The sequence below is a fragment of the Pseudomonas sp. AC229 genome (assembly GCF_979254655.1).
Map to the genome: position 1 here is coordinate 290563 of NZ_CEEDHK010000007.1, position 20650 is coordinate 311212.

The 20650-nt window shown below is 62.6% G+C and carries 17 protein-coding genes and 2 pseudogenes; 14 read left to right on the top strand and 5 right to left on the bottom strand.

Annotation, left to right across the window (positions count from 1 at the left end; all coding sequences use genetic code 11):
• Window positions 1-2 precede the first annotated feature (2 nt).
• Both AC0IW7_RS12480 and AC0IW7_RS12485 read right to left on the bottom strand, forming a co-directional pair.
• Entirely contained in the window at window positions 3-3134 is a 3132-nt protein-coding gene (locus tag AC0IW7_RS12480) for an autotransporter outer membrane beta-barrel domain-containing protein (protein WP_471818317.1), read from the bottom strand.
• Between the two features lie 194 nt (window positions 3135-3328).
• A complete protein-coding gene (locus AC0IW7_RS12485) occupies window positions 3329-4129 on the bottom strand; it encodes a DUF6630 family protein (RefSeq protein ID WP_471818318.1) in 801 nt (266 codons plus the stop codon).
• A 135-nt stretch (window positions 4130-4264) separates the two neighbouring features.
• On the opposite strand from AC0IW7_RS12485, the pseudogene AC0IW7_RS12490 reads away from it, so the two are divergent.
• Both AC0IW7_RS12490 and AC0IW7_RS12495 read left to right on the top strand, forming a co-directional pair.
• Window positions 4265-5398, top strand: a pseudogene (locus AC0IW7_RS12490) (HAMP domain-containing protein); the annotation flags it as partial.
• Window positions 5399-5413: 15 nt separating this feature from the next.
• Window positions 5414-6256 (top strand): methyl-accepting chemotaxis protein, encoded by an 843-nt coding sequence (locus AC0IW7_RS12495; protein WP_463542213.1) that lies wholly within the window; start codon window positions 5414-5416, stop codon window positions 6254-6256.
• Between the two features lie 300 nt (window positions 6257-6556).
• On the opposite strand, the gene AC0IW7_RS12500 is transcribed toward AC0IW7_RS12495, so the two are convergent.
• Window positions 6557-7363, bottom strand: a complete 807-nt coding sequence (locus AC0IW7_RS12500; RefSeq protein ID WP_471818319.1) for a helix-turn-helix domain-containing protein — start codon at window positions 7361-7363, stop codon at window positions 6557-6559.
• 160 nt (window positions 7364-7523) lie between these two features.
• Between AC0IW7_RS12500 and AC0IW7_RS12505 the strand changes: the two genes are divergently transcribed.
• Window positions 7524-8921, top strand: coding sequence for an NAD(P)/FAD-dependent oxidoreductase (locus AC0IW7_RS12505; protein ID WP_471818321.1), 1398 nt, complete (start codon window positions 7524-7526; stop codon window positions 8919-8921).
• A 25-nt stretch (window positions 8922-8946) separates the two neighbouring features.
• Window positions 8947-9312: a cupin domain-containing protein gene (locus AC0IW7_RS12510; protein ID WP_122450364.1), complete on the top strand. Its 366-nt coding sequence runs from the start codon at window positions 8947-8949 to the stop codon at window positions 9310-9312.
• 115 nt (window positions 9313-9427) lie between these two features.
• On the opposite strand, the gene AC0IW7_RS12515 is transcribed toward AC0IW7_RS12510, so the two are convergent.
• Complete coding sequence (locus AC0IW7_RS12515; protein ID WP_122450365.1) at window positions 9428-10321, bottom strand: LysR substrate-binding domain-containing protein; 894 nt, start codon at window positions 10319-10321, stop codon at window positions 9428-9430.
• A gap of 130 nt (window positions 10322-10451) precedes the next feature.
• On the opposite strand from AC0IW7_RS12515, the gene AC0IW7_RS12520 reads away from it, so the two are divergent.
• The 6 genes from AC0IW7_RS12520 (at window position 10452) to AC0IW7_RS12545 (ending at window position 16810) form a co-directional block, all read left to right on the top strand.
• Window positions 10452-11552 carry an ABC transporter ATP-binding protein gene (locus AC0IW7_RS12520; RefSeq protein WP_471818323.1) on the top strand — a complete coding sequence of 367 codons (1101 nt, stop codon included), beginning with the start codon at window positions 10452-10454 and terminating at the stop codon, window positions 11550-11552.
• Window positions 11553-11631: 79 nt separating this feature from the next.
• Entirely contained in the window at window positions 11632-12747 is a 1116-nt protein-coding gene (locus tag AC0IW7_RS12525) for an ABC transporter substrate-binding protein (protein WP_471818325.1), read from the top strand.
• Window position 12748: 1 nt separating this feature from the next.
• On the top strand, window positions 12749-13612 hold the full coding sequence (locus AC0IW7_RS12530) for an ABC transporter permease (RefSeq protein ID WP_471818327.1): 864 nt from the start codon (window positions 12749-12751) through the stop codon (window positions 13610-13612).
• Window positions 13609-14463, top strand: coding sequence for an ABC transporter permease (locus AC0IW7_RS12535; RefSeq protein WP_471818329.1), 855 nt, complete (start codon window positions 13609-13611; stop codon window positions 14461-14463). The genes AC0IW7_RS12530 and AC0IW7_RS12535 overlap by 4 nt, the downstream gene beginning before the upstream one ends.
• 75 nt (window positions 14464-14538) lie before the next feature.
• Window positions 14539-15690, top strand: a complete 1152-nt coding sequence (locus AC0IW7_RS12540) for a M24 family metallopeptidase (protein WP_471818331.1) — start codon at window positions 14539-14541, stop codon at window positions 15688-15690.
• 10 nt (window positions 15691-15700) lie between these two features.
• Window positions 15701-16810: an arginase family protein gene (locus AC0IW7_RS12545; protein WP_471818333.1), complete on the top strand. Its 1110-nt coding sequence runs from the start codon at window positions 15701-15703 to the stop codon at window positions 16808-16810.
• Between the two features lie 43 nt (window positions 16811-16853).
• Here AC0IW7_RS12545 and AC0IW7_RS12550 read toward each other — a convergent pair whose 3' ends face one another.
• Window positions 16854-17729, bottom strand: a complete 876-nt coding sequence (locus tag AC0IW7_RS12550; protein ID WP_471818335.1) for a LysR family transcriptional regulator — start codon at window positions 17727-17729, stop codon at window positions 16854-16856.
• Window positions 17730-17865: 136 nt separating this feature from the next.
• Here AC0IW7_RS12550 and AC0IW7_RS12555 point away from each other — a divergent pair, with 136 nt between their 5' ends.
• From AC0IW7_RS12555 to AC0IW7_RS12570, 4 genes and pseudogenes are all read left to right on the top strand, one after another.
• Window positions 17866-18741 (top strand): SDR family oxidoreductase, encoded by an 876-nt coding sequence (locus AC0IW7_RS12555; RefSeq protein ID WP_471818337.1) that lies wholly within the window; start codon window positions 17866-17868, stop codon window positions 18739-18741.
• Window positions 18742-18894: 153 nt separating this feature from the next.
• Complete coding sequence (locus AC0IW7_RS12560; RefSeq protein ID WP_471818339.1) at window positions 18895-19974, top strand: NAD(P)H-dependent flavin oxidoreductase; 1080 nt, start codon at window positions 18895-18897, stop codon at window positions 19972-19974.
• Between the two features lie 110 nt (window positions 19975-20084).
• Window positions 20085-20252 (top strand): hypothetical protein, encoded by a 168-nt coding sequence (locus AC0IW7_RS12565; RefSeq protein ID WP_471818341.1) that lies wholly within the window; start codon window positions 20085-20087, stop codon window positions 20250-20252.
• Window positions 20252-20650: pseudogene (locus AC0IW7_RS12570) on the top strand (hypothetical protein); the annotation flags it as partial. The gene AC0IW7_RS12565 and the pseudogene AC0IW7_RS12570, both read left to right, overlap by 1 nt.

A 20650-nucleotide genomic window follows, 5' to 3' on the forward strand; every position in this document is an offset into this window, starting at 1 on the left:
GACTAGAACAACCAACTCACCTTCACCGACGCGGTCTGGTTGTCGAAGTCTTCACGCACTTCAGCGTCGTAACGCACGCTCAGTTCAACCGTGTCGGTCACCTGGCCGATCACGCCCAAACCGCCACGGGTGATCCAAGGGTTCGGGTCGATACCGCGCGTGGAAAAGCGGGCCGACGGCGCGCCGGCGAAGGCCGAGGTGATGCTGGCCTGGTCGTTGATCAGGTCGTAGCCCACGCCCAGGTTGGCTTCCACTTTAGTGCGTGTGGCGACGGCATAGGCCAGCTTGCCATCGACACCGAGCACGAAAGCTTCGCTGCTGTTGCTGTCGACGTCGAGGTTGAGCGCGCCGGCGCCGTCTTCTTTGTACGAGTCGGTGTTGAGGTAGGTGTAATCGGCGCGTACCGACGGGGTGAACACGGTGGCGTCGGACAGCGGCAAGTCGTGGGCCAGTTCGGCGCCGAGGTGGCCGCTCCAGCTGTCGAAATCCGACTTGGCTTTGCGGTCCAGGTCGCCGAAGTTGATGGTGCGCTCGCCGTCGGTCTTATAGAAACCGGCGTCGGCTTGCAGGTTGATGCTGGTGCGGTCGTCGAGGTCGTAGCCGCCGTAGAACACGGCGTTGTAGCCATCGACATCGGCGCTCTGGTGCGCGGCATTGCTGGTGACGTCGATGGTGGAATAGGCGAACGCGGCGCCCAGGCGGACGTTGTCTTTGTGGCCGTCCATACCCACGATCAAGCCGTGGGAGCGGGCATCGAAGCCGAACACGCCGTCGTGGTCATCCTGGTTGGCCCATGAGCCGAACGGTTTCAGCCACACCACTTCATTGCCGAGAAACCCGTCACCGGACGACAAGCCCGTGTCGCCTTGCTGACGCGAGCCGATCACGCTGTTGACGCCGTTGAGGCTGCTCAGAATCGCCTGCGAACCGGCGGCTGCGCTCAGCGGCACGGTTTGCGTGATGGCGTCGGACACTTCTTCAGCGCTGCCCAACGAGCCGAGCGCGGTGATCACGGTTTGCATATCGCCGGTGGCGCCATTGGCGATCAACTGGCTGAACACCGCCGCTGCGCCTTCGGCCGATTTGTTGTCGGTGCTGATCACCGCGTCTTCGGTGGTGTTGCCGGTGTCGCCGAGAATGCGCAGGTCGATGGCATTGCCACGTTGTTCGGCGCCGAGGTCAAACAGAAAGCTGTTGTCGGTGACAGTCAGGGTGCCCGCCGTCAGGGTGCCGCCTGCGGTGATCACATCGGCCATCACTGTGCCGACGGCAATCACTGGTGCGCCGACCACGTTCACATTGATGGCGCCGCTGGCAGTCAGGTTGACATTGCCGCTGGCTGCCAGCTTGCCGTAGCTGTTGGCGCTGGCCAGACCGGTACGCAACACGCCACCTGTGGCCTGCACGTAGTCGCCGGTGAGGCTGAGGGTATCGCCGGCGACAATGGCCAGCGTGCCGGCGTTGGTCAACGTGGTGCTGCCTATTTGCATGCCGCTGCGGGCATTGAGCTGGCTGCCGGCGCGGATGTTGAGCTGATCCAGCGTGAGGAAGTCGCCTTGCGCAGTAAAGGTGTTGAGGTTAACGCCGGTGCCGATGTTGAGAATGCTGCCGGCCCCGCCCACCACGTTGCCCGTGACCGTGCCGCCACTCAGCAGGTCGAGCTGGTTGATGCCCAGCAACACGTCACCATTGAGCGCGCCGCTGTTGCTGACGACGAAGGCGTTGGCGCTGTTGGCCAGATCGAGCGCTTTGCTGGCGGTAATGGTGCCGCTGTTGTTGAGGGCGGTGAGGGTCGAACCGCTCGTCACGCTCACACCCACCAGGTTTGCGGTGATGTTGGCGTTGCTGTTGTTAACGATGTTGCGGATGCTCGAGACGCTTTCAAGGCTGATCGCCGTGTCGGCATCGACGCCACCAATGGAGCCGCTGTTGATCACATCCTGAGTGATCGTTGCGTTATCGAGTCGCAGCGCCATTAGGCCGGCGTTGGCAAAGATGTTGCCGGTGTTGCGGATGTTGCCGTTTATGGTCGAGCCGATGACATGCAAACCGCTGCCGTTTTCGCCGCTTATAGCGCCGATATAGCCTTCGTTGAACACGTCGCCGTTGAGGGTCGCAGTGTTCTGAATCATCAGTGCATTTTGGCCTTGGCCGCTGAGCAATTCACCGCTGGCGCCGTTGTGAATGTCGCCGGTTACGGTTGAAACATTTACGTGCAATGCGTGGGTGAAATGCGAGGTGACCGTGCCGGTGTTTTCGATATTGCCGGCGTTCGCCGTGGCAAAAAGGAAGATGCTCTCCTGGCCCGTTTCGAGGGTGCCAGAGTTCTTGATCGTGGCGACCGAAGCGTCGTTATCCAGGCGGATGGCCGAGACGTTCGAGAGAATCAGCCCGCGGTTTTCCAGGCTGCCGGTGATCGTCCCGCCCGATGCCCATAGGCCGTAATCACCCATTAGGCTGCCAGTATTGGCGTTCAGAATGCCGCCAGCGCCGACCGAGGCGTTGTTTACATGAATACCTTCGGACGCATTGATGTGGCCCAGGTTTCGAATGCCGTCTTGCACCGTGGAGCCTTGAACACTAATGCCAATACCTTCGGCCGCATTGCCGCCGCCACCGCTGATCGAAGCGCCAGTGGAGTTCTGTATGGCCCCAGTGACCAAGCTTGTGGACACATCAATGGCATTGCCCTTGACTGCGGAAATGTCTTTGTTGTTGATAAGGCTGCCCAACAACGTGCCGTTATCCAGGCTGATGGCTTGGGAACTGGCGGAATTACCGGTGGCGGCAATGGTTTTATTGTTGGTGATATCGCCGTTTACCGTGCCTTGTACCAGCAGTGCAGTATCGGTGGACTCGATGCGGCCGTTGTTAAGCACTTGACCGCTGCTGCCGACGTTAGAGATGACGAGCGCCGGGGTTGAAGCCGTGACGATCTCGCCGCTGCCGGTCACCTCGACGCTCTCGCCGCTGCCCACCGTGCACGTGCTATCAACCGAAAGATTATCCACCAACAGTTGCCCGCCGCTGGGCGACGGACAAGCCACGGCCCATGCGCCGCTCGATGCGCTTAACGCGGCGGCAGTGACCAACAGAGCAAGGGATTTCTTTGGGAAAGCGAACGGAGTGGCCATAAACGTCCTTGAGAGGCGCAACTCCATTTAAGGATGCGCTAGAGGGAAAAGCTGGTCCTGTTCTGGCGTGGTCATGGCAAAACCACACCGACCGCTTCCCTCCCTACAGGCTCGCGCTGACCGCAGAGTAGCTAAATGTTCCGCCATCTAATACGTTTTTTTCGGTGGCTTACCGCAGCGGCGTGCGGCCCGGCTTAAAACCTGTAAACAAGCTTCAGTTTGCCCATCAATTCCAGCGCATTCGCCAGCCCCAGGCCGTTCATGGGCAGGCAGGCGAAGGCCTGGTATTCGTCGAGATGGGTGCCGAGGGCCAGCAGTTTCAGGTCGTGGGCATCGAGCTGGGCGTTGAAGTAGTGGAGCAGGGCGCGTTCCCAGTCGTTGGCGCGGTTGATGGCGGCGATCTGTTTGCTATCCGGTGGGGTTATTTCGATGCCCAACTCGCGCAGCGGGGCGAGGGCGTTGACGGCGGCGATGCCGTAAGTCGCCCATTCTTTCCATTCGAATTCGGCCAACTGGTTGCTCTGGGCAAGCGCGGCGGCGAGCCGGCTCCAGGCCCAGTCCCAGGCGCCGCTTGCTGGCGATAACTGTTCTACCAGCGCCTGGGCGCGGTCTTCGTCGAACAGGGTGAAGAACAGGTCGGCGAGGGTGTCGGCTGGGTCGAACGGTTCTGTTGGCGTTTCGGGATCGAGGTCCTGGCTCAGGCGCTGCCACAGGGCGGCCAGTTCCTCCCAGTCGTCCTCGTCCATGTCGTCGTCAATCACTTGCGCTTTGTGGCCGCGGTGGTAGTTGTCCAGCCGGGTCATCTGTACGCGCAGCGCGCCGTCGGCGACGTCGACGGCGTAGCTGCGGTTGTCCATGAAATTGGTCTGGAACACGATGCGCTCAGGGTAGATGTCGTGAACGATGCTTTCTTCGGCGTCGAAATACGCAGCGCCCTCGGTGTTGCCGTGGGCGGTGACGATGCGTTGAAAGGCGGACAGATCGACTGGATTCATGGCGTTAACGGGTCCGGAAGAGGGCGGCAATGGCTAAGACGTTCAAGGTAGCGCAACAGTTCGCGTGGCCCCATCAAGTAATTTTAGGCCCGGCCGATAGCCGTAAACCCACCCAGCACTCGCGGAAATCGGCACATGCTAAAAACTATCCAGGCGCGTTACACGGCCACGCTCGTCCTCTTTGTTTTGTTGATCGGCGCACTCACAGCCGTGGGTATCAACCTATGGATCAAGCCGGACCTCACCACCATTGACCAGCGCCAGTTGGTCGATCAGGCCGCGCAGATTGGCGATGTGATCAAAACCGAGCTGGCCCGCGTCCAGGCCCAGCAACGGGTAATCACCGAAACCGTGCCGCAACTGGATAACGAAAGCATCGACCGCCTGCTGCCCAATCTGGTCAACCAGTACGGCGAAGCCAAAGTGTTTGGCGGCGGCATCTGGCCGCTGCCCAACAAGCGCGAAGAAGGGCGGGCCAAATACAGCACGTTCTACCACCGCGACAGCAGCGGCAAACTCATCGTCAACACCCACTGGAACTCGCCCGAGTCGCTCAATTACTTCGAGCAGCCGTGGTTTTTGGGTGGCCTGAAAGCCCCGGCCGGCCAGTGCAACTGGGCCAACGCCTACCGCGACGACGCCAGCCCCGAGCCGCGCACCAACTGCGCCATGGCCATCAGCAAAAACGGCGCGGCGTTCGGTGTATCGACCATCGACGTGACCCTGGGCTTTTTCAACGACCTGGTGGCGCAGAAAGAGCGCGAAATTCAGGCGCTGATCATGATTGTCGAGAAAGACGGCAAGGTGCTTAGCAACCAGCCGGAGATCTCCGGCAACAACGTGCTGAAAAACGTCTCCGACCTGGCCCAGCAATACCCGTTTGCGGCGGCCGTGCAACGCGCGCTTCAAGGCAATTCCTCTAACGGCGTGAGCCAGAGCAACTACGAGGAAACCAGCGGCGACGACTTCAGCCTGTTCCTGCAACCCATCGAAGGCACGCCGTGGTCGCTGGCCGTGGCGCAGAAAACCAGCCTGTTGACCGAGCAGAGCAGCAAAGTGCTGACCACCCTTGCGGCGCTGCAAATTCCGATGGTGATCGTGCTGCTGCTGGTCACCGTGTTCGCCCTCAGCCAGTTGATGAACCGCCTGAATGTGCTGCGTGCCAATATCGACAAACTGTCGGCTGGCGATGCCGACCTGACCCAGCGCATCGTCATTCGTGCCGAAGACGAAGTGGGCGCGGTGGGCCATTCGGTGAACCGCTTTATCGTCTATCTGCAGAAGATGGTCGGCGAGGTGTCGGAGTCGTCTTCGGTCATCGCCCAAGGCATCGAGCAGTTGCGTGGCCAGTCCCGTGGCACCAACCAGATTTTGATTCGTCACGCTAGCGAGACTGATCAGGCTGTAACCGCCATCACCGAAATGAGCTCCACGGCTGACGAAGTGGCCCGCAGCGCTGCACAAACGGCTGCGATGACCCAAACCGCCAACGAAAACGCCCGTCACTCGAAAGTGGTGGTGGACGATGCCTCCAACAGCGTGCGCGAACTGATCAGCGAAGTGGAACTGGCGACTGCCAAGGTTCGCTCCATGGAACAGGACGCCGAGCGCATCAACTCGGTGCTGGGCGTGATCGGTGAAATTGCCGGGCAAACCAACCTGCTGGCGCTTAACGCCGCCATCGAAGCCGCCCGAGCCGGCGAGCAGGGCCGAGGCTTTGCCGTGGTGGCTGACGAAGTACGCGCGCTGGCTGGCCGCACGCAAACCAGCACCTCGGAAATCAACGAAATGCTCGCCCGCCTGCAGCAAGGCGTGGGCGCTGCCGTGGTGGCGATGGAGAAAACCAAACAAAGCTGCCAGGCCACCGTCGACAAGACCTCGAAGGTGAACGAGGGCTTGGACGTAATGGCCGAGTCGGTGGTGCGCATCAACGACCTGAGCACGCAGATCGCCACGGCCGCCGAAGAGCAGAGCGCGGTGAGCGACGAGATCAACCGCAACATGGTGGCGGTGCGGCATATCGTCGAAGAACTGGTGGCCGGTGGCACCGAAAGCGAGCGCAGCACGGCGGCGCTGGCGGCATCGAACGACAAGCTGATTGCGGTGGTGCGGCGCTTCAAGGTGTAACGCCCGACCCTCTCCCCCAGCCCCTCTCCCGCAAGCGGGCGAGGGGAGACCAGCGGGATCGCCTGACTCTCAAACGTCGCTATCCGTCCCCTCTCCGCGTGCGGGAGAGGGCTAGGGAGAGGGCAAGCAGCGCGCACGGCCTTTCCCTCACCCCCAGCCCCTCTCCCGCGAGCGGGCGAGGGGAGACCAGCGGGATCGCCTGACTCTCAAACGTCGCAATCCGTCCCCTCTCCCGCGTGCGGGAGAGGGCTAGGGAGAGGGCAAGCAGCGCGCACGACTAGCCTGCCATTCCCCCAACCGCTACAAACTCGCCAAATACTGCTTGGGCGTCATCCCCGTGCGTTCTTTGAAGCAGCGGTAAAACGTCGACAGCGAGTTGAATCCCGCCGCATACGCCACCTCATCAACACGCGCCGTTGCGTTGTCGGCGTGCACCCGTCCCAGCACTTCATCCAGCCGCAATTGGTTGAGAAACGCGTAAAAACTTTGCCCACGCACCTGGTTGAGAAAAAACGAAATCTGGTTGCGCGTATAGCCGGTGGCCGCTGCCACCTGGGGCAGGTCCAGCGTCGGGTTCAAGTACGGTTTGCTCTGGCGGAAATACTCTTGCAGGTCATTGGCCAGCGCGCCCACCTGCCGGGCCGACAAGCCCAGGCGACTGACTGGGTCGCTGCCTTCGCGAACCGGCGGTTTGCTGGCGACGTTACTGATCAGCACGGCGTATTCGTTGACCTTGAAAATCAACCCATCGCGCACCGACAGCGCCTCGATGGCATTCAGCGACACCAGACCATCGCTGCCATTGAGCGTGACCTGGTATTGCAGTACCGCCGTGTCGCCATCGATGAGTAAGCGTTCGGTGTACCGCTGCAATTCCTGCGCGCCAACCGGCATGCTGGCGGCCAGATAAGCGCGCAAGTCGGCGTGGGCGATTCGCCGGTTTTGCAGTTTGTCGTGGTAGTCGATGGCCGGGTCGTACAGCGCCATCAGGGCATCCAGGTCGCGGTTCTGCCAGGCGCGGTGGTAGGCCAGAATTACCGCGTGCGTGGCCGCGCCAGCGGGGTCGGGTTGGAACACGAGACTGGTGGGCAAATCCGGGACGTTCACTGCAAGCTCCAGCACACAAATTAAACCGCCGCACCAGTGGCCCGGCACGCCAGAGCCCGAGTATTCCAGAACAGCCGGTTTTCCGCCCGTGCCCGCTGGGAAGCATGGTGGCGGGTCTTTGCTTTAGAACGTGCACATCTTTTCGCGATGGAGCACAACCATGTCCGTCCTTTCTCCCCGCCAGGCGCTGGCTGAAGCCTGCCCACAGCCGTTTTGGCAAGACACCTGCCAGCGTGCCGCCATGGCACCGCCGCTTACGGCCGACATGCAGGCCGACCTGGTGATCGTCGGCGGCGGGTTTCTCGGTTTATGGTCGGCTTTGCAGGCCCTTGAACGTTGGCCGAACGCCAGCGTGGTGGTGATCGAAGCCGGCAGATGCGGCGCCGAGGCCAGTGGCCGCAACGGCGGCTTTTGCGCGCCGAGCATTTCCCATGGTGTGTCCAACGCCTTGCGTCGCTGGCCAAACGAAGCCGAACAGTTGATTCGCATCGGCCGCGACAACCTGACGGCGTACGCCGAAGACGTGCAACGTTTTGGCTTGGACGTGGAGTTCGAGCTGGCCGGCAAACTCAACGTCGCCAGCCAGCCGTGGCAAGTTGAAGGCTTGCGTTCGATGCAGCGCAATTACCAGCGATTTGGTGTGGCGTGTGAATTTCTTGAAGGCGATGCGCTGCGCGAAAAGCTCAATTCGCCGGCCTATGTCGCCGGTGTGTTCGAGCCCAATTACGCCTTGATCAATCCGGCCAAAATGGTCGCCGAGTTAAGGCGCGTTTGCCTGGCGCGCGGCGTGGCGCTGTTTGAGCACTCACCCGTGACCGGGTTGCGCACCGACGGTCATCAGCAGCGCGTACAAACCCGGTTGGGCTCGGTGCGCGCCGGCAAGGTGGTGCTGGCCACCAATATCGCGCCGCCGTTGTTGGGCAAGCTCAAATCGGCGGTGGTGCCGATCTACGATTACTCGCTGGTCACCGAACCGCTGAGCGATGACCAACTGGCCGCCATCGGCTGGCGCGAGCGCTACGGCATTGCCGACAGCGGCAACCAATTCCACTACCTGCGCAAAACCGCCGACAACCGCATGCTGTGGGCCGGTTACGACGCCATCTACCACTTCGGCAGCCGCCGCGATGAGGCGCTTACCCAACGCCCGGAAAGCTTCGAGCGCCTGGCTGAACAGTTTCAGGCCACGTTTCCGGCGCTGGCGGATGTGAAGTTCACCCATGCGTGGGGCGGCATCATCGACACCTCGGCGCGCACCACGTTGTTCTGCGGCACCGCCGCCAACGGCCAGGTTGCCTACGCCCAGGGCTTTACCGGCCAGGGCGTATCGGCCACACGCTTCGCGGCGCTGACGGTGCTGGACCTGCTCGAAGGCCTGCGGAACGAGCGCACGCAGCTGGCCATGACCGCCACCGCGCCGTTTCCGTTTCCGCCCGAACCGTTGCGCTACGCCGGCATTCGCCTGGCCCAGCGCGCGCTGGCCCATGAAGACCGCACCGGCGAGCGCAGCCTGTTGCTCAAGGGCTTCGATGCCCTGGGCGTCGGCTTTGATTCCTGACTTTCTCTAACCCACGGAAGCGACCATGACTACGCCTGCCCCCCAACACGTTATCGACTTCGCCAACCCGCAACTGGCGCCCGTCGAGTTCATCACCGACGATCCCAAAGCCGTCGACACGCCGTATACCGCGCGCAGTTGGCGGCACTTTGTGGAGCCGAGCAAGAAAGCCACCGGCGGCATCTGGGAAGCGCCGCCGCACCTGGAACGCTGTGAATGTGACTACGACGAACTGTGCCATTTGCTTGAAGGCCAGGTGCGCCTGACCGACAGCGCAGGCGTGAGCCAGCAGTTCACCGCCGGCGATACCTTTGTGGTGGCGGCGGGGTTCAAAGGCACTTGGGAAAACCTCACCAAAGTGCGCAAGGTGTTCATGATTTTGCGGGGATGAAGCATGGCTCTGTTTTTGTAGGAGCGACCTTGGTCGCGAACCCTGGAAACGACAATCTCGGAACCGGGGTTTTCAGGCTTCGCCAGCAAGCTGGCTCCTACAGAGGTATCGATCTTCAGCCCACTCGCTCAATCAACTCCAGCTCACGCACCAACCAATCGGCAAACGCCTTGGCCAGGTCGTTGGCGCCGCGCGGCGGCATGATGATGAAGTACGGATGGGGCGCCGGAAATTCGATGTCGAACAGGCGAATCAGCGTGCCCTGGGCCAGTTGTTCGCCGGCCAGAATATGGTCGCTGATGGTGATACCACCGCCGGCAATCGCCGCAGCAATGGTCAGTGAGGCATCGGGCAGGTAGATGTTCTGCCGGCCGCGCAAGCTGGGAATGCCGGCGGCGAGGAAGTAGCGGCTCCAGTCGTAACCATCGTCTTCGTGCAGCAATACCTGGCGCGCCAGGTCGCGGGGTTTGCGCAGGGGTTCGCTGCCGTTGAGCAGGCGCGGGCTGCACACCGGGAAGTACAGAATGTCGCCCAATGCGGCAATGCGCTGGCCTTCCACTTCGCTGTCGCCGAAGGAGATCACCATGTCCACGTCCTGATTGGCCTGGTCAATGGAGAGCAAATGCAAAGACACCTCGGGGTAGTCGCGCAAAAAGCGCTCAAGCATGCCGGAGATGCGCGCCAGCAAGGCCGGTGCGCAGGCGATGCGCAAATCGCCGGCCGGCGTGGCGGTGGGCAGGGCGGTGTGAATATCACGCAGTTGCTCAAACGCTCCGTTCACCAGTTGGCTGAGTTTTCGTCCCGCCGAAGTCAGGTGAACGCCCTTGGCGTGGCGCTCGACCAGCGCCACTTGCAACTCTTCCTCAAGCTTCTTTATCTGATGGCTGACGGCGCTATGGGTGACGTGCAGCTCCAGCGCCGCCGCGCCCGTGCTGCCTTGGCGAACCAATGCCTCAAAAGCGCGCAAGGCAATGAGAGACGGCAGCCGGCGTGTCGCTTTTAGGGGCATTTTCTAGCACTTTTGGTTAGTTAAATTCACATGAACGCTAGAAAACAAATCATTTGATGTCAATTTAATTTGCCCTGACGATAGGGTCACAAGAAGGCGCTTCGAGCGCCGCGAGCGAGAGGTAAGGTGCATGGCTGTTTCCCCTGAACATTTCGTCGACCTGCAACAGCTGGGCAAAACCTACGGCGAAACCCGCGCCCTGAGCGACTTGACGCTGCACATCAAACGCGGCGAATTCCTCACCTTGCTCGGCCCCTCCGGTTCAGGAAAAAGCACCACGCTGATGATGCTCGCCGGCTTCGAGCAGCCGAGTGAAGGCCGCATTCTGTGCAACGGCCAGGACATCACCGGGCTGCCCGCCGACCAGCGCAATTTCGGCGTGGTGTTTCAGGGCTACGCGCTGTTTCCGCACATGACCGTCGAGCAGAACATCGCCTACCCCTTGAAGGTGCGCAAAGTGCCCACCGCGCAAATCAACGAGCGCGTCGGCCGCATGCTCGAACGGGTAGGGCTGGAGGGCAAAGGCCAGCGCCAGATCAAACAACTTTCCGGTGGCCAGCAACAGCGCGTGGCCCTGGCTCGCGCCCTGGTTTTCGAGCCGCCGCTGTTGCTACTCGATGAACCGTTGTCCGCCCTCGACCGCCGCCTGCGCCAAGAGATGCAAGGCGAGCTGGCGCGCATGCACAAAGAATTCGGCACCACCTTTGTATTTGTTACCCACGACCAGGAAGAAGCCCTGGCATTGTCCGACCGCGTGGCCGTGTTCAACCACGGGCGCCTGGAACAATTGGGTACGCCGCAAGAAGTGTACGAGCGCCCGGCCAGTCGTTTTGTCGCCAACTTTCTTGGCGATACCAACTTGCTCAAGGTCGGCAACGTCAGCCGGCGCGACGACATGCTGGTGTGCAGTTACCACGACCGCCCACTCTGGGTGACCCAAGGCATTCAACAGCCGCTGCCGCCGGCCAGCAGCGACACCTGGCTGGCGATTCGCCCGGAACACTTGGAGCTGCAACCCTTCATCCAGGCCGGCAACGGCAACGGTCTGGTGGCGCAGATGGAGCATCTGACCTACCTCGGCACCCACGTGAACGTGGACTTGCGCACGCCCGACGCTCAGCCCATCGCGCTGCGCATTCCGGTCAGCCACCCATTACTGAACAGCCTCGAACCGGGCAAGCCTTACTGGTGCACGTGGTCGCGCCAGCATGGACATCTGATTTCTGCGTAACCGCACACCGCACAACAACAGCTGCTTTCTATCAACAACAGTTTGCTCACCTGCCGCCACTCTCGAAGGGGAACCTGGGATGAAAGACAAACAGCGCTTTATCGACGACGCCGTAGAAATTGCTCAGCAGCGTGTGGAGGCGGGCAGCCTCAGCCGTCGCAGCTTCAACCAGATGCTCATGGTGCTGGCCGCCGCAGCGGGCATGGGCCCGATGCGCGGCGCCTTTGCCGACGGCGGCTCGCTGGTGGTGGCCAACTGGGGCGGCGACGCGGTGCCGGCCTTTGAGAAAAGCTTCAGCGGTTTCAATGCCGACAGCGGCTTGAAGCTGATGATCGACGGCAGCGGTCCCACCGAAGGCGCGGTGAAAACCCAAGTGAACAGCGGCGCAGTGCGCTGGGATGTGTGCGACGGCGAAATGTATTCGTCGTATCGGCTGGGCAAAGAGGGCGTGCTGACGCCGCTGGATTACAGCGTGATCGACAAGTCGCTGATCGGCTACGGCGACATTCACGAGTTCGGCCTGGCCAATTACACCTACAGCTATGTAATCGGTTTCGACGCGAAGAAATTCGGCAAGAACCCGCCGAAGAGCTGGGCCGATTTCTGGGACGTTAAGAAATTCCCCGGCAAGCGCACCTTGTACAAATGGATGAGCGCCAACCTCGAATGCGCCTTGCTTGCCGACGGCGTGCCGGCCGATCAGTTGTACCCGCTGGATGTTGACCGCGCCCTGCGCAAAATCGAGGAGCTGATGCCGCACGTGGTCACCCATTGGTCCACCGGCGCCGAGTCGCAGCAATTGCTGCGTGACGGCGAAGTGAGCATGGGCCAGATGTGGCACACCCGCGCCGAGCTGGTGAAGCAAGACACCGGCGGCGCCATCGACTGGACCTTCGATAACGCCATCGTCGCGCCGTCGGTGTGGTTCGTGCCCAAGGGCAACCCGGCCGGCGCCGCCAACGCCATGAAATTCATCGCCTACGCCTTGCGCCCGGAAGTGCAGGCGCGGCTGATGGAGGTCTACAACATGGGCCCGGTGGACGCCAAGGCGAACAGCCTGTTGTCGGCCGAATTGCAGCGCATCAACCCCACCGCACCGGCCAACCTGAGCAAGCAGGTGTCGATGAACAACCTCTGGTACGCCGACCACTACAGCGAAACCCTCGACCGTTACCTGGCGCTGATTGGTGGTTGATATGCACGGCACAACCGCCCCCAAAAGCAGCCAGGGCACGCTGCGCATTTATGCGCTGCTGATACTGCCGTTGCCGCTGCTGATCGTGCTTGGCTACCTGCTGCCGACCCTCGGCGTGCTCGGCTGGAGCGTGAGCTTGCCGAAAGTCGGGTTGCAGAACTACGCCACCGTGCTCGACAGCGCGGCGATTCAGACGGTGATCTGGCGCACCTTGCGCATCTGTCTGCTGACGACGGTAATCAGCGTGGCAATTGCCTACCTGATTGCCTTTCGCTGGCGCTTCGCCTCGGCACGGGGGCGGCTGCTGATCGAGCTGTTCGTGCTGCTGCCGTTCTGGTTGTCGATGCTGATTCGCGCCTTCGCCTGGCTGGTGCTGCTGCGCAACGATGGCCTGGTGAACCAGAGCCTGCTGACGCTCGGTCTGGTAGACGAACCGCTGGCGCTGGTGCGCAACGAGTTGGGAGCGTTGATTGGCATGGTGCATTTCATGGTGCCGTACGCCGTGCTGCCGTTGTTGTCGTCGATGCGACAGGTGGACGACAGCCTGCTCAGGGCATCGAGCAGCCTGGGCGCCGGGCGCTGGCAGACGTTGCGGGACGTGTTCGTGCCGCTGACCGTGCCCGGCGTGGCGGCGGCGTCGGCCACGGTGTTTGTGTTCAGCCTCGGTTGCTTCGTCACGCCCGCACTGCTGGGCGGCGGCAAGGCGGCGATGCTGGCCGAAAGCATTTACATCCAGATGTTCCAACTCTCCAACTGGGGCTTGGGCGCGGCATTGAGCATTGTGCTGATGGCGATGGTGGCGGTGTGCGCCGTGGTGTTCGGCAAGTTGGTGGGTTTTGCACGGTTTACGGGGAGAAGCGCATGAACAGCGGGCGCGTAATTAGCGGCGCAGCGACGCCGATGCTGGCGGTTCCACGGGCGGTGAAACCGCGCCTCAACCTGGCGCGCGGGCTGTCGATTGTCGCCATGTTGCTGGCTGCGCTGTTCTTGCTGCTGCCGATTCTGGTGATTGTGCCGCTGTCGTTTGGCGACCAGCGCTACCTGGCGTTTCCCGACGGCGCCTGGTCGCTGCGCCATTACCTGACGCTGCTCGACACCGCCTGGCTCAGCTCGATTCTGCAAAGCCTGGGGCTGGCGATTGCGGTCGGTGTGGTGAGCACCGTGCTGTCGTTTCTGTTCGCCACGGGCATCTGGCTGGAGCCGCGGTATCGCGTGCTGCTCAGCGCGGTGGTGCTGCTGCCCATGATCGTGCCGCAGGTGGTGTCGGCCATGTCGATCTACTACCTCGGCGCCAAGGTGAAGCAACTCGACTCGCTGATCGGCGTCGGCTACGGCCATTTGTTGATGGCCCTGCCGTACTCGCTGATCGCCATGCTGGTGGCCTACAGCCGGCTCGACACCAGCCTGTACAAAGCCTCGCGCTCCCTCGGCGCCGGGCTGGGTACGACCATGCGCCATGTGCTGATGCCCAACGTGCGCGGCGGTCTGGCGGGCAGCTTCTTCATGGCGTTCATCATGTCGTGGGAAGAAGTGGTGGTGACCTTGTTCACCAGCGGCCTGCACGTAATCACCGTGCCCAAACGCATTTGGGACGGCCTGCGCTACAACCTCGACCCGGCCATTGCCGCGCTGTCCACGGTCATGGTGCTGATCACCCTGGTGGTCTTGCTGGTGCGCCTGTACCGCCACGACCACACCGCCTCACCGGGTCGCTAGCCGGCCCAGGCTCCACGTCGAGCCATTCAGACAACCCAAACAAACGAGCACCTTTTCCCTAAGGAGGGATTCGCCATGATGACTGCTTTTCCACTGCGCACTTACCGCCAACGTATGGAGGCGGTAAAACGCCGCATGAGCGAGCGCGGGCTCGACGCGCTGGTGATCAACTACCCCGACAACATCAACTACCTCACCGGTTTCGACAGCCTGGGTTTCCTCTGGTATCAGGCGCTGATCATCTCGCCAAAACTGGCCAACCCGATCTTCCTGACCCGCACCAGTGAAGAGCCGTGCACCTTTGAGCTGTCGTGCCTGGAAGAAGGCATTTTTTACGACATCGCCAAGCAAGACCCGCTGCGTATCGTCGCCGACTCGCTGGAAGAACTGGGCCTGAGCCAGGGCCGCATCGGCCTGGAAATGCAGGCCTCGACTTTTAGCGCGTTGCAATACACCACGCTGCTCGGCCATATGCCCCACGCCCATTTTGAAGACGCCTCCGTGGTGGTGGCCGAAGAGCGGCTGATCAAAACCGCCGAAGAAATCGAGTACCAGCGCACCGCCGCGCGCATGGCCGACCAAGGCATGCGGGCGGCGTTTGAAGCGCTGCGCCCGGGCATGTCGGAAGTGCAGATTTCCGGCATCGTCGCCAAAGCCCTGGGCGATGCCGGCAGCGAATACGCCGCCATCAGCCCGATGTGTGCCACCGGCCGACGCAGCACCATGACCCACGCCATGCCGCACCGCCTGACGATCAGCCCCGGCGACGTGGTGATTCTGGAACACGCCGGCGTGTGCAACCGCTACCACGCGATCCTCATGCGCAGCGCCGTGATCGGCAAACCCACGGCGCGGGTGCGCGAAGTGTCGAACCTGCTCACCGAAGCCTTCAACGCCGCCATCGACATCGCCAAGCCCGGCACGCCGGTGGGCGAGGCCAACCGCGTGTGCAACGAAATTCTCGACCGCATCGACCTCTCGCGCACCCGCGTGCATCGCATCGGATACAGCCTGGGCCTGGCTTACCCGCCAACCTGGCTGGAAGCGATGATGGTCGACGAGGCCGACGACCACGTGTTTCAGCCCAATATGTCGTTTTCCATCGAACCCAACCTGTCGCTCTACAACGAAGGCTTTGGCCTGAAACTCGGCGACACGGTGTTGTGCGGCAAAGACGGCTCGCAAAGCCTGTCGGAAATTGCGCCTGAACTGCATGTGATCGACTGAGGAGCCTGGCATGACTGCATCCATGGACGTGTTCTGGCACGACGACGTGCTGCGCCACGACACCGGTTTCGGGGTGTTCGAGGCGCCGCCCAGCGCGTTGCTGGACCACCAGACCCAACACCCAGAAAGCAGCCCGCGCCTGGTCAACATGCGCGCGGTGCTGCGCAACGGCCCGGTGGCCAAACAGCTGACCTGGCACGCCGGCCGCCACGCCAGCGAAGAGGAACTGCTGCGCTTTCACACCGCCGCGTACCTGCGTGACATCCAGAGCGCCGACGCCGACGGCCGGCGCTTCAGCAGCACCACGTTGATGAACACCGGTAGCCTGGCCGGCTTGCTGGCGGCGGCGGGCACCAGCATTGCCGCGCTGGAACGCACCCTCGCCAGTTGCCGCCCGGCCATGGCGCTGGTGCGCCCGCCAGGCCACCACGCCGCACCGGCCATGGCCGACGGCTACTGCTTCTTCAACAACGTGGCGGTCGCCGCCCAGGCCGCGCGGGCAGCCGGCGCCGAGCGGGTGGCGATCATCGACTGGGACGTGCACCACGGCAACGGCACCCAGGCCGGGTTCTACGCCGACCCCAACGTGCTCACCGTTTCCCTGCACATGGACCACGGCGCCTGGGGCCCTAGCCATCCGCAAACCGGTGGCGTGGACGAGCGCGGCGAAGGCTCAGGCGAGGGCAGCAACCTCAACATTCCGTTGCCCATGGGCGCCGGCGATGCCAGCTATGCGGCGGCGTTCGAGCGCTTTGTCGAACCCACCGTGCGCGCGTTTGCGCCGCAGCTGCTGATCATCGCCAACGGCCTCGACGCCTCGCAATTCGACCCCAACGGCCGCCAGTTGCTGACCATGAAAGGCTTCAACCACCTGGCCCAGCGTGCGCGGGTGCTGGCCGATGAACTCTGCGGCGGACGTTTGTTGGTAGTTCAAGAGGGCGGCTACAACCCGGCCTACAGCGCTTACTGCCTGCATGCTGCCAGCGAAGGGTTTCTTGGCCAGCCCAGCAGCCTGCCGGACCCGCTGGCCTATATGCCGGAATTCGAGGCGCGCAGTGGGGCGGATATTCAGGCCTTGGCCGTGGCATTGAACGGGGCAGGGTGGCACTTTCCTTTGTAGCGACAACGACAACGGCTCGGCGGGGCGTTGCCTGCCGAGCCGTTTAACCCGGCAACACCAGCGAGAGGTCCGGGTAGCGCCCACAGATAAAGTCCACAAACGCGCGCACCTTTGGCGCCGCCAGCCGCCGTGACGTGTGCAGCACCCATAACTCGGCGTCGGCGCGCGACACAATTCCCCACTGCACCAACTCACCGCGCGCCAACTGCTCCCACGCAATGGACTGCGGAATCAACGCCGCGCCAGCGCCGGCAATCGCCGCGTCGCGGATCATCAGAAACGAAGAAAACTTCAGCCGTGGAATCGGCTCCAGCCGTAAGCGGCCATCGTCGAGATTCCACTGCGTCGGCTGAAAATTGCTGAACACCACACTGGCAACCGGCTGCACCGCGCCGGGCGCGGGCATGGCAATGTGCGGCGCCGCCACCACCACCAGTCGATCCTTGGCAAAACAGCGGCCGACCAGGTTGCTGTCCGGGCTAGGGTTGATGCGGATGGCGACATCAAACTGCTCCTCGACAAGGTCGACCAGGCGGTCTTCGGCCACCACGTCCAGCGTGATTTCCGGATAAGCCGCGCAGAACTCCGCGCCAATGCGGCCCATCGCCAACTGCGAAAACAGTGCCGGCGCCGCCACGCGCAAGCGTCCACGGGGCGCCGACAAACCTTCGCGCGCCGCCGTCATCGCCTCGGCCACTTCCCCCAGCGGACCCTCGGTTCGCGCCATCAGCAACTCGCCGGCCTCGGTCAGCTTCAACCCGCGCGCGCTGCGCTCCACCAGGCGAACGCCCAGTTGCTCTTCCAACTCGGCAATGCGCCGCGACAACGTGGCTTTGCTGCGCCCACTGGCGCGGCTGGCCTTGCCCAAGCCTTCGTTGCTGGCGACGAGGGCGAAATCGATAAGCGCATTAAGGTCCATGGCTGTTCCAGAATTGAAACGGGGAGTCTCGATGGTGGCGTCTTCGTTTTGATTTCGCAACGACCTACTGTGGCGCCAACGCAGCAAGGTCAGCCGATGTTGCTCGCGTACCCCTTCACTCAAGCGGAGATAGACCATGAGCATTCTCATCACTGGCGCCACTGGCACCGTCGGTTCCCTGATCATCCAGCGCCTCAGCGATGCGGGCGCCGAGGTTCACGCCCTGGTTCGCCAAGCCGGCAAAGGTCAATTCCCAGCGGGCGTGAAAGAAGTCGTCGGCGACCTCACCGACGTCGCTTCCATGCGCGCCGCCCTGGTCTCGGTGCGCACCTTGTTCCTGCTTAATGCCGTCACGCCGGACGAAGTGACCCAAGCCCTGATTACCCTGAACCTGGCCAAGGAAGCGGGCATCGAACGCATCGTTTACCTGTCGGTCATCCACGCCGACCGCTTCACCGAGGTGCCGCACTTCACCGGCAAACACACCGTGGAGCGCATGATTGAAAGCCACAACCTGGCCGCCACCGTTCTGCGCCCGGCGTACTTCATGCAAAACGAATACACCGTGCAGCAAGCCATCGAACACTACGCCGTGTACCCCATGCCCATCGGTGCGGCAGGCGTGGCCATGATCGACGCCCGTGACATTTCCGACATCGCCGTCGCCGAACTGGTGCGCCGCGACCGCGCCGCCACTGCGCTCGAAAGCCTGACGCTCGAACTGGTCGGACCGCAGGCATTTACCGGCAACGAAGTGGCCGCCATCTGGAGCAACGCCCTCGGCCGCCCGATCGCCTACGGCGGCGACGACGTAGCCGCCTTCGAACAGCAGATGGGCGCCTTTATGCCCGGCTGGCTGGCCTACGACCTGCGGCTGATGATGGCCGCCATCCAGACCCATGGCATGCAAGCGGCGCCGGGTGCTTTGGAACGCCTGGAAAGCATCCTCGGACGACCGCTGCGCCGCTACGAAAGCTTCGTTGGCGAAGTGGTTGCCGCAAGCCGAGGCTGAATAGCGGGGCAGGGAAGACACGCCAGAATTCGCGCCGAAAACGTAGAGCAGTTAACCCCGCGCTCTTTCAACCAACCGCCGTTTTCCACCATCATGCAAGCCCGCCGCGCACCCGCGCGGCGCGCCTGTTTCTCCCGTTGCAAGGATGCCCACATGAAAGATTGGCCAGACCGTCGCCTCACCGATTTGCTCGGTGTGCAGCACCCCATCATTCAAGCGCCCATGCTCGGCGCTGGCGCGGCTTTGATGGCCGGCGCCGCCCAAGCCGGCGCCTTGGGTTCGCTGGCCTGCGCGACCTTGACGCTCGCGCAAGTCGAGAGCGAAGTAGCCGCCTTTCGCGCTGCTATCGACGCACCGCTGAACCTCAACTTCTTCTGCCACCAACCCGCCCCGATAGACGACGCCGGCCAGGCCCGTTGGAAAGCGCTGCTGGCCGACTACTACCGCGAAGTGGGCGCCGACTTCGACGCCCCCACGCCCGTCTCAAGCCGCGCCCCGTTCGACGAAGCGAGCTGCGCCCTGGTGGAAAAACTGCGCCCTGAAGTCGTCAGCTTCCACTTCGGCCTGCCCGCCGAACCGTTGCTAAACCGCGTAAAAGCCACCGGCGCTAAAGTGCTGGCCTCTGCCACCACGGTTGAAGAAGCCCAATGGCTGAACGCCCACGGCTGCGACGCCATCATCGCCATGGGCTATGAAGCCGGCGGCCATCGCGGCATGTTCCTGCACACCGAACTGACCACCCAAATCGGCACCTTCGCACTGGTGCCGCAAATCGTCGACGCCGTCACCGTGCCCGTCATCGCCGCCGGCGGCATCGCCGATGCGCGCGGCATCAACGCCGCCTTCGCCCTGGGCGCCGCTGGCGTACAAATCGGCACCGCCTACCTCTTTTGCGACGAAGCCAATCTCACCCCACCGCACCACACCGCCTTGCGCAACGCGAGCGCTAGCGACACCGCGCTCACCACCCTATTCACCGGCCGCCCGGCGCGCGGCATCGTCAACCGCCTGATGCGCGAACTGGGGCCGCTAAATTCCAATGCACCCGCGTTTCCCACAGCAGGTGGCGCGTTGGTGCCGTTGCGGGCCAAGTGCGAAGCGCAAGGGGTCGGGGACTTCAGCAACTTATGGGCCGGGCAAGCGTTCGCCTTGAGTGCGGGGAGAAGAGGGCAGGTCACGGCGTTTGAGTTTACGGAGGGGGTGGTACGAGGCTGCTTGACCACGTCGGGCTGAAGCCCGTGTATCAGTCAATTCGCCGCAGTAATGGCAATTGAATATAACGGGCGGTTAAGCGAGCATCGCCCGCGCTGCACCGATAAAACCCATGACAACAGGACGTCTTCATGCACCCTATGAAAACGCTTCTCGCCTTCAGCGCACTGGCCCTGGCCGGCTGCGCCAGCGGTCCTACCGTGCCGCCGCCCACGTTCCCGGGCATTGAACAGTCAGACAAAATCACCATCGAAGACCTGCGCCCCAAGACCGAGTCTGAGAAAGAATTTTCAGCCTGATGATCACCAGCGACGCCTACGCCATCTACCGCGTTGCCGACGACGCGACCAAACCGACCGGCCCGCGCCTTCTGGCGCACCGCGCGTACGAATCGTTCCCGGAATTGGCCAACCAGCCCACCATCAAAGTGCTGCACTTCGTCACCTACGCCAACCTGCAATCGCAACTGCGTAAAACCTCGATCGTCGCCGGCCTTACCGGCCCGATTGGTGTGGCAGTGATGGGCACGCCTGACTACCCGTCAAGCCAAGTGGTCACGACGCCGGTAGACAGCGGGCAATTGGAAAAAACCGCTGGCGACGAGGAATACACCCGCGCCTACTTCACCGAGCAAGAAAACCCCAGCAAGTCGCCGGTGAACGTCATCTACATCGACACCGAAATGCTCGGCAAACGC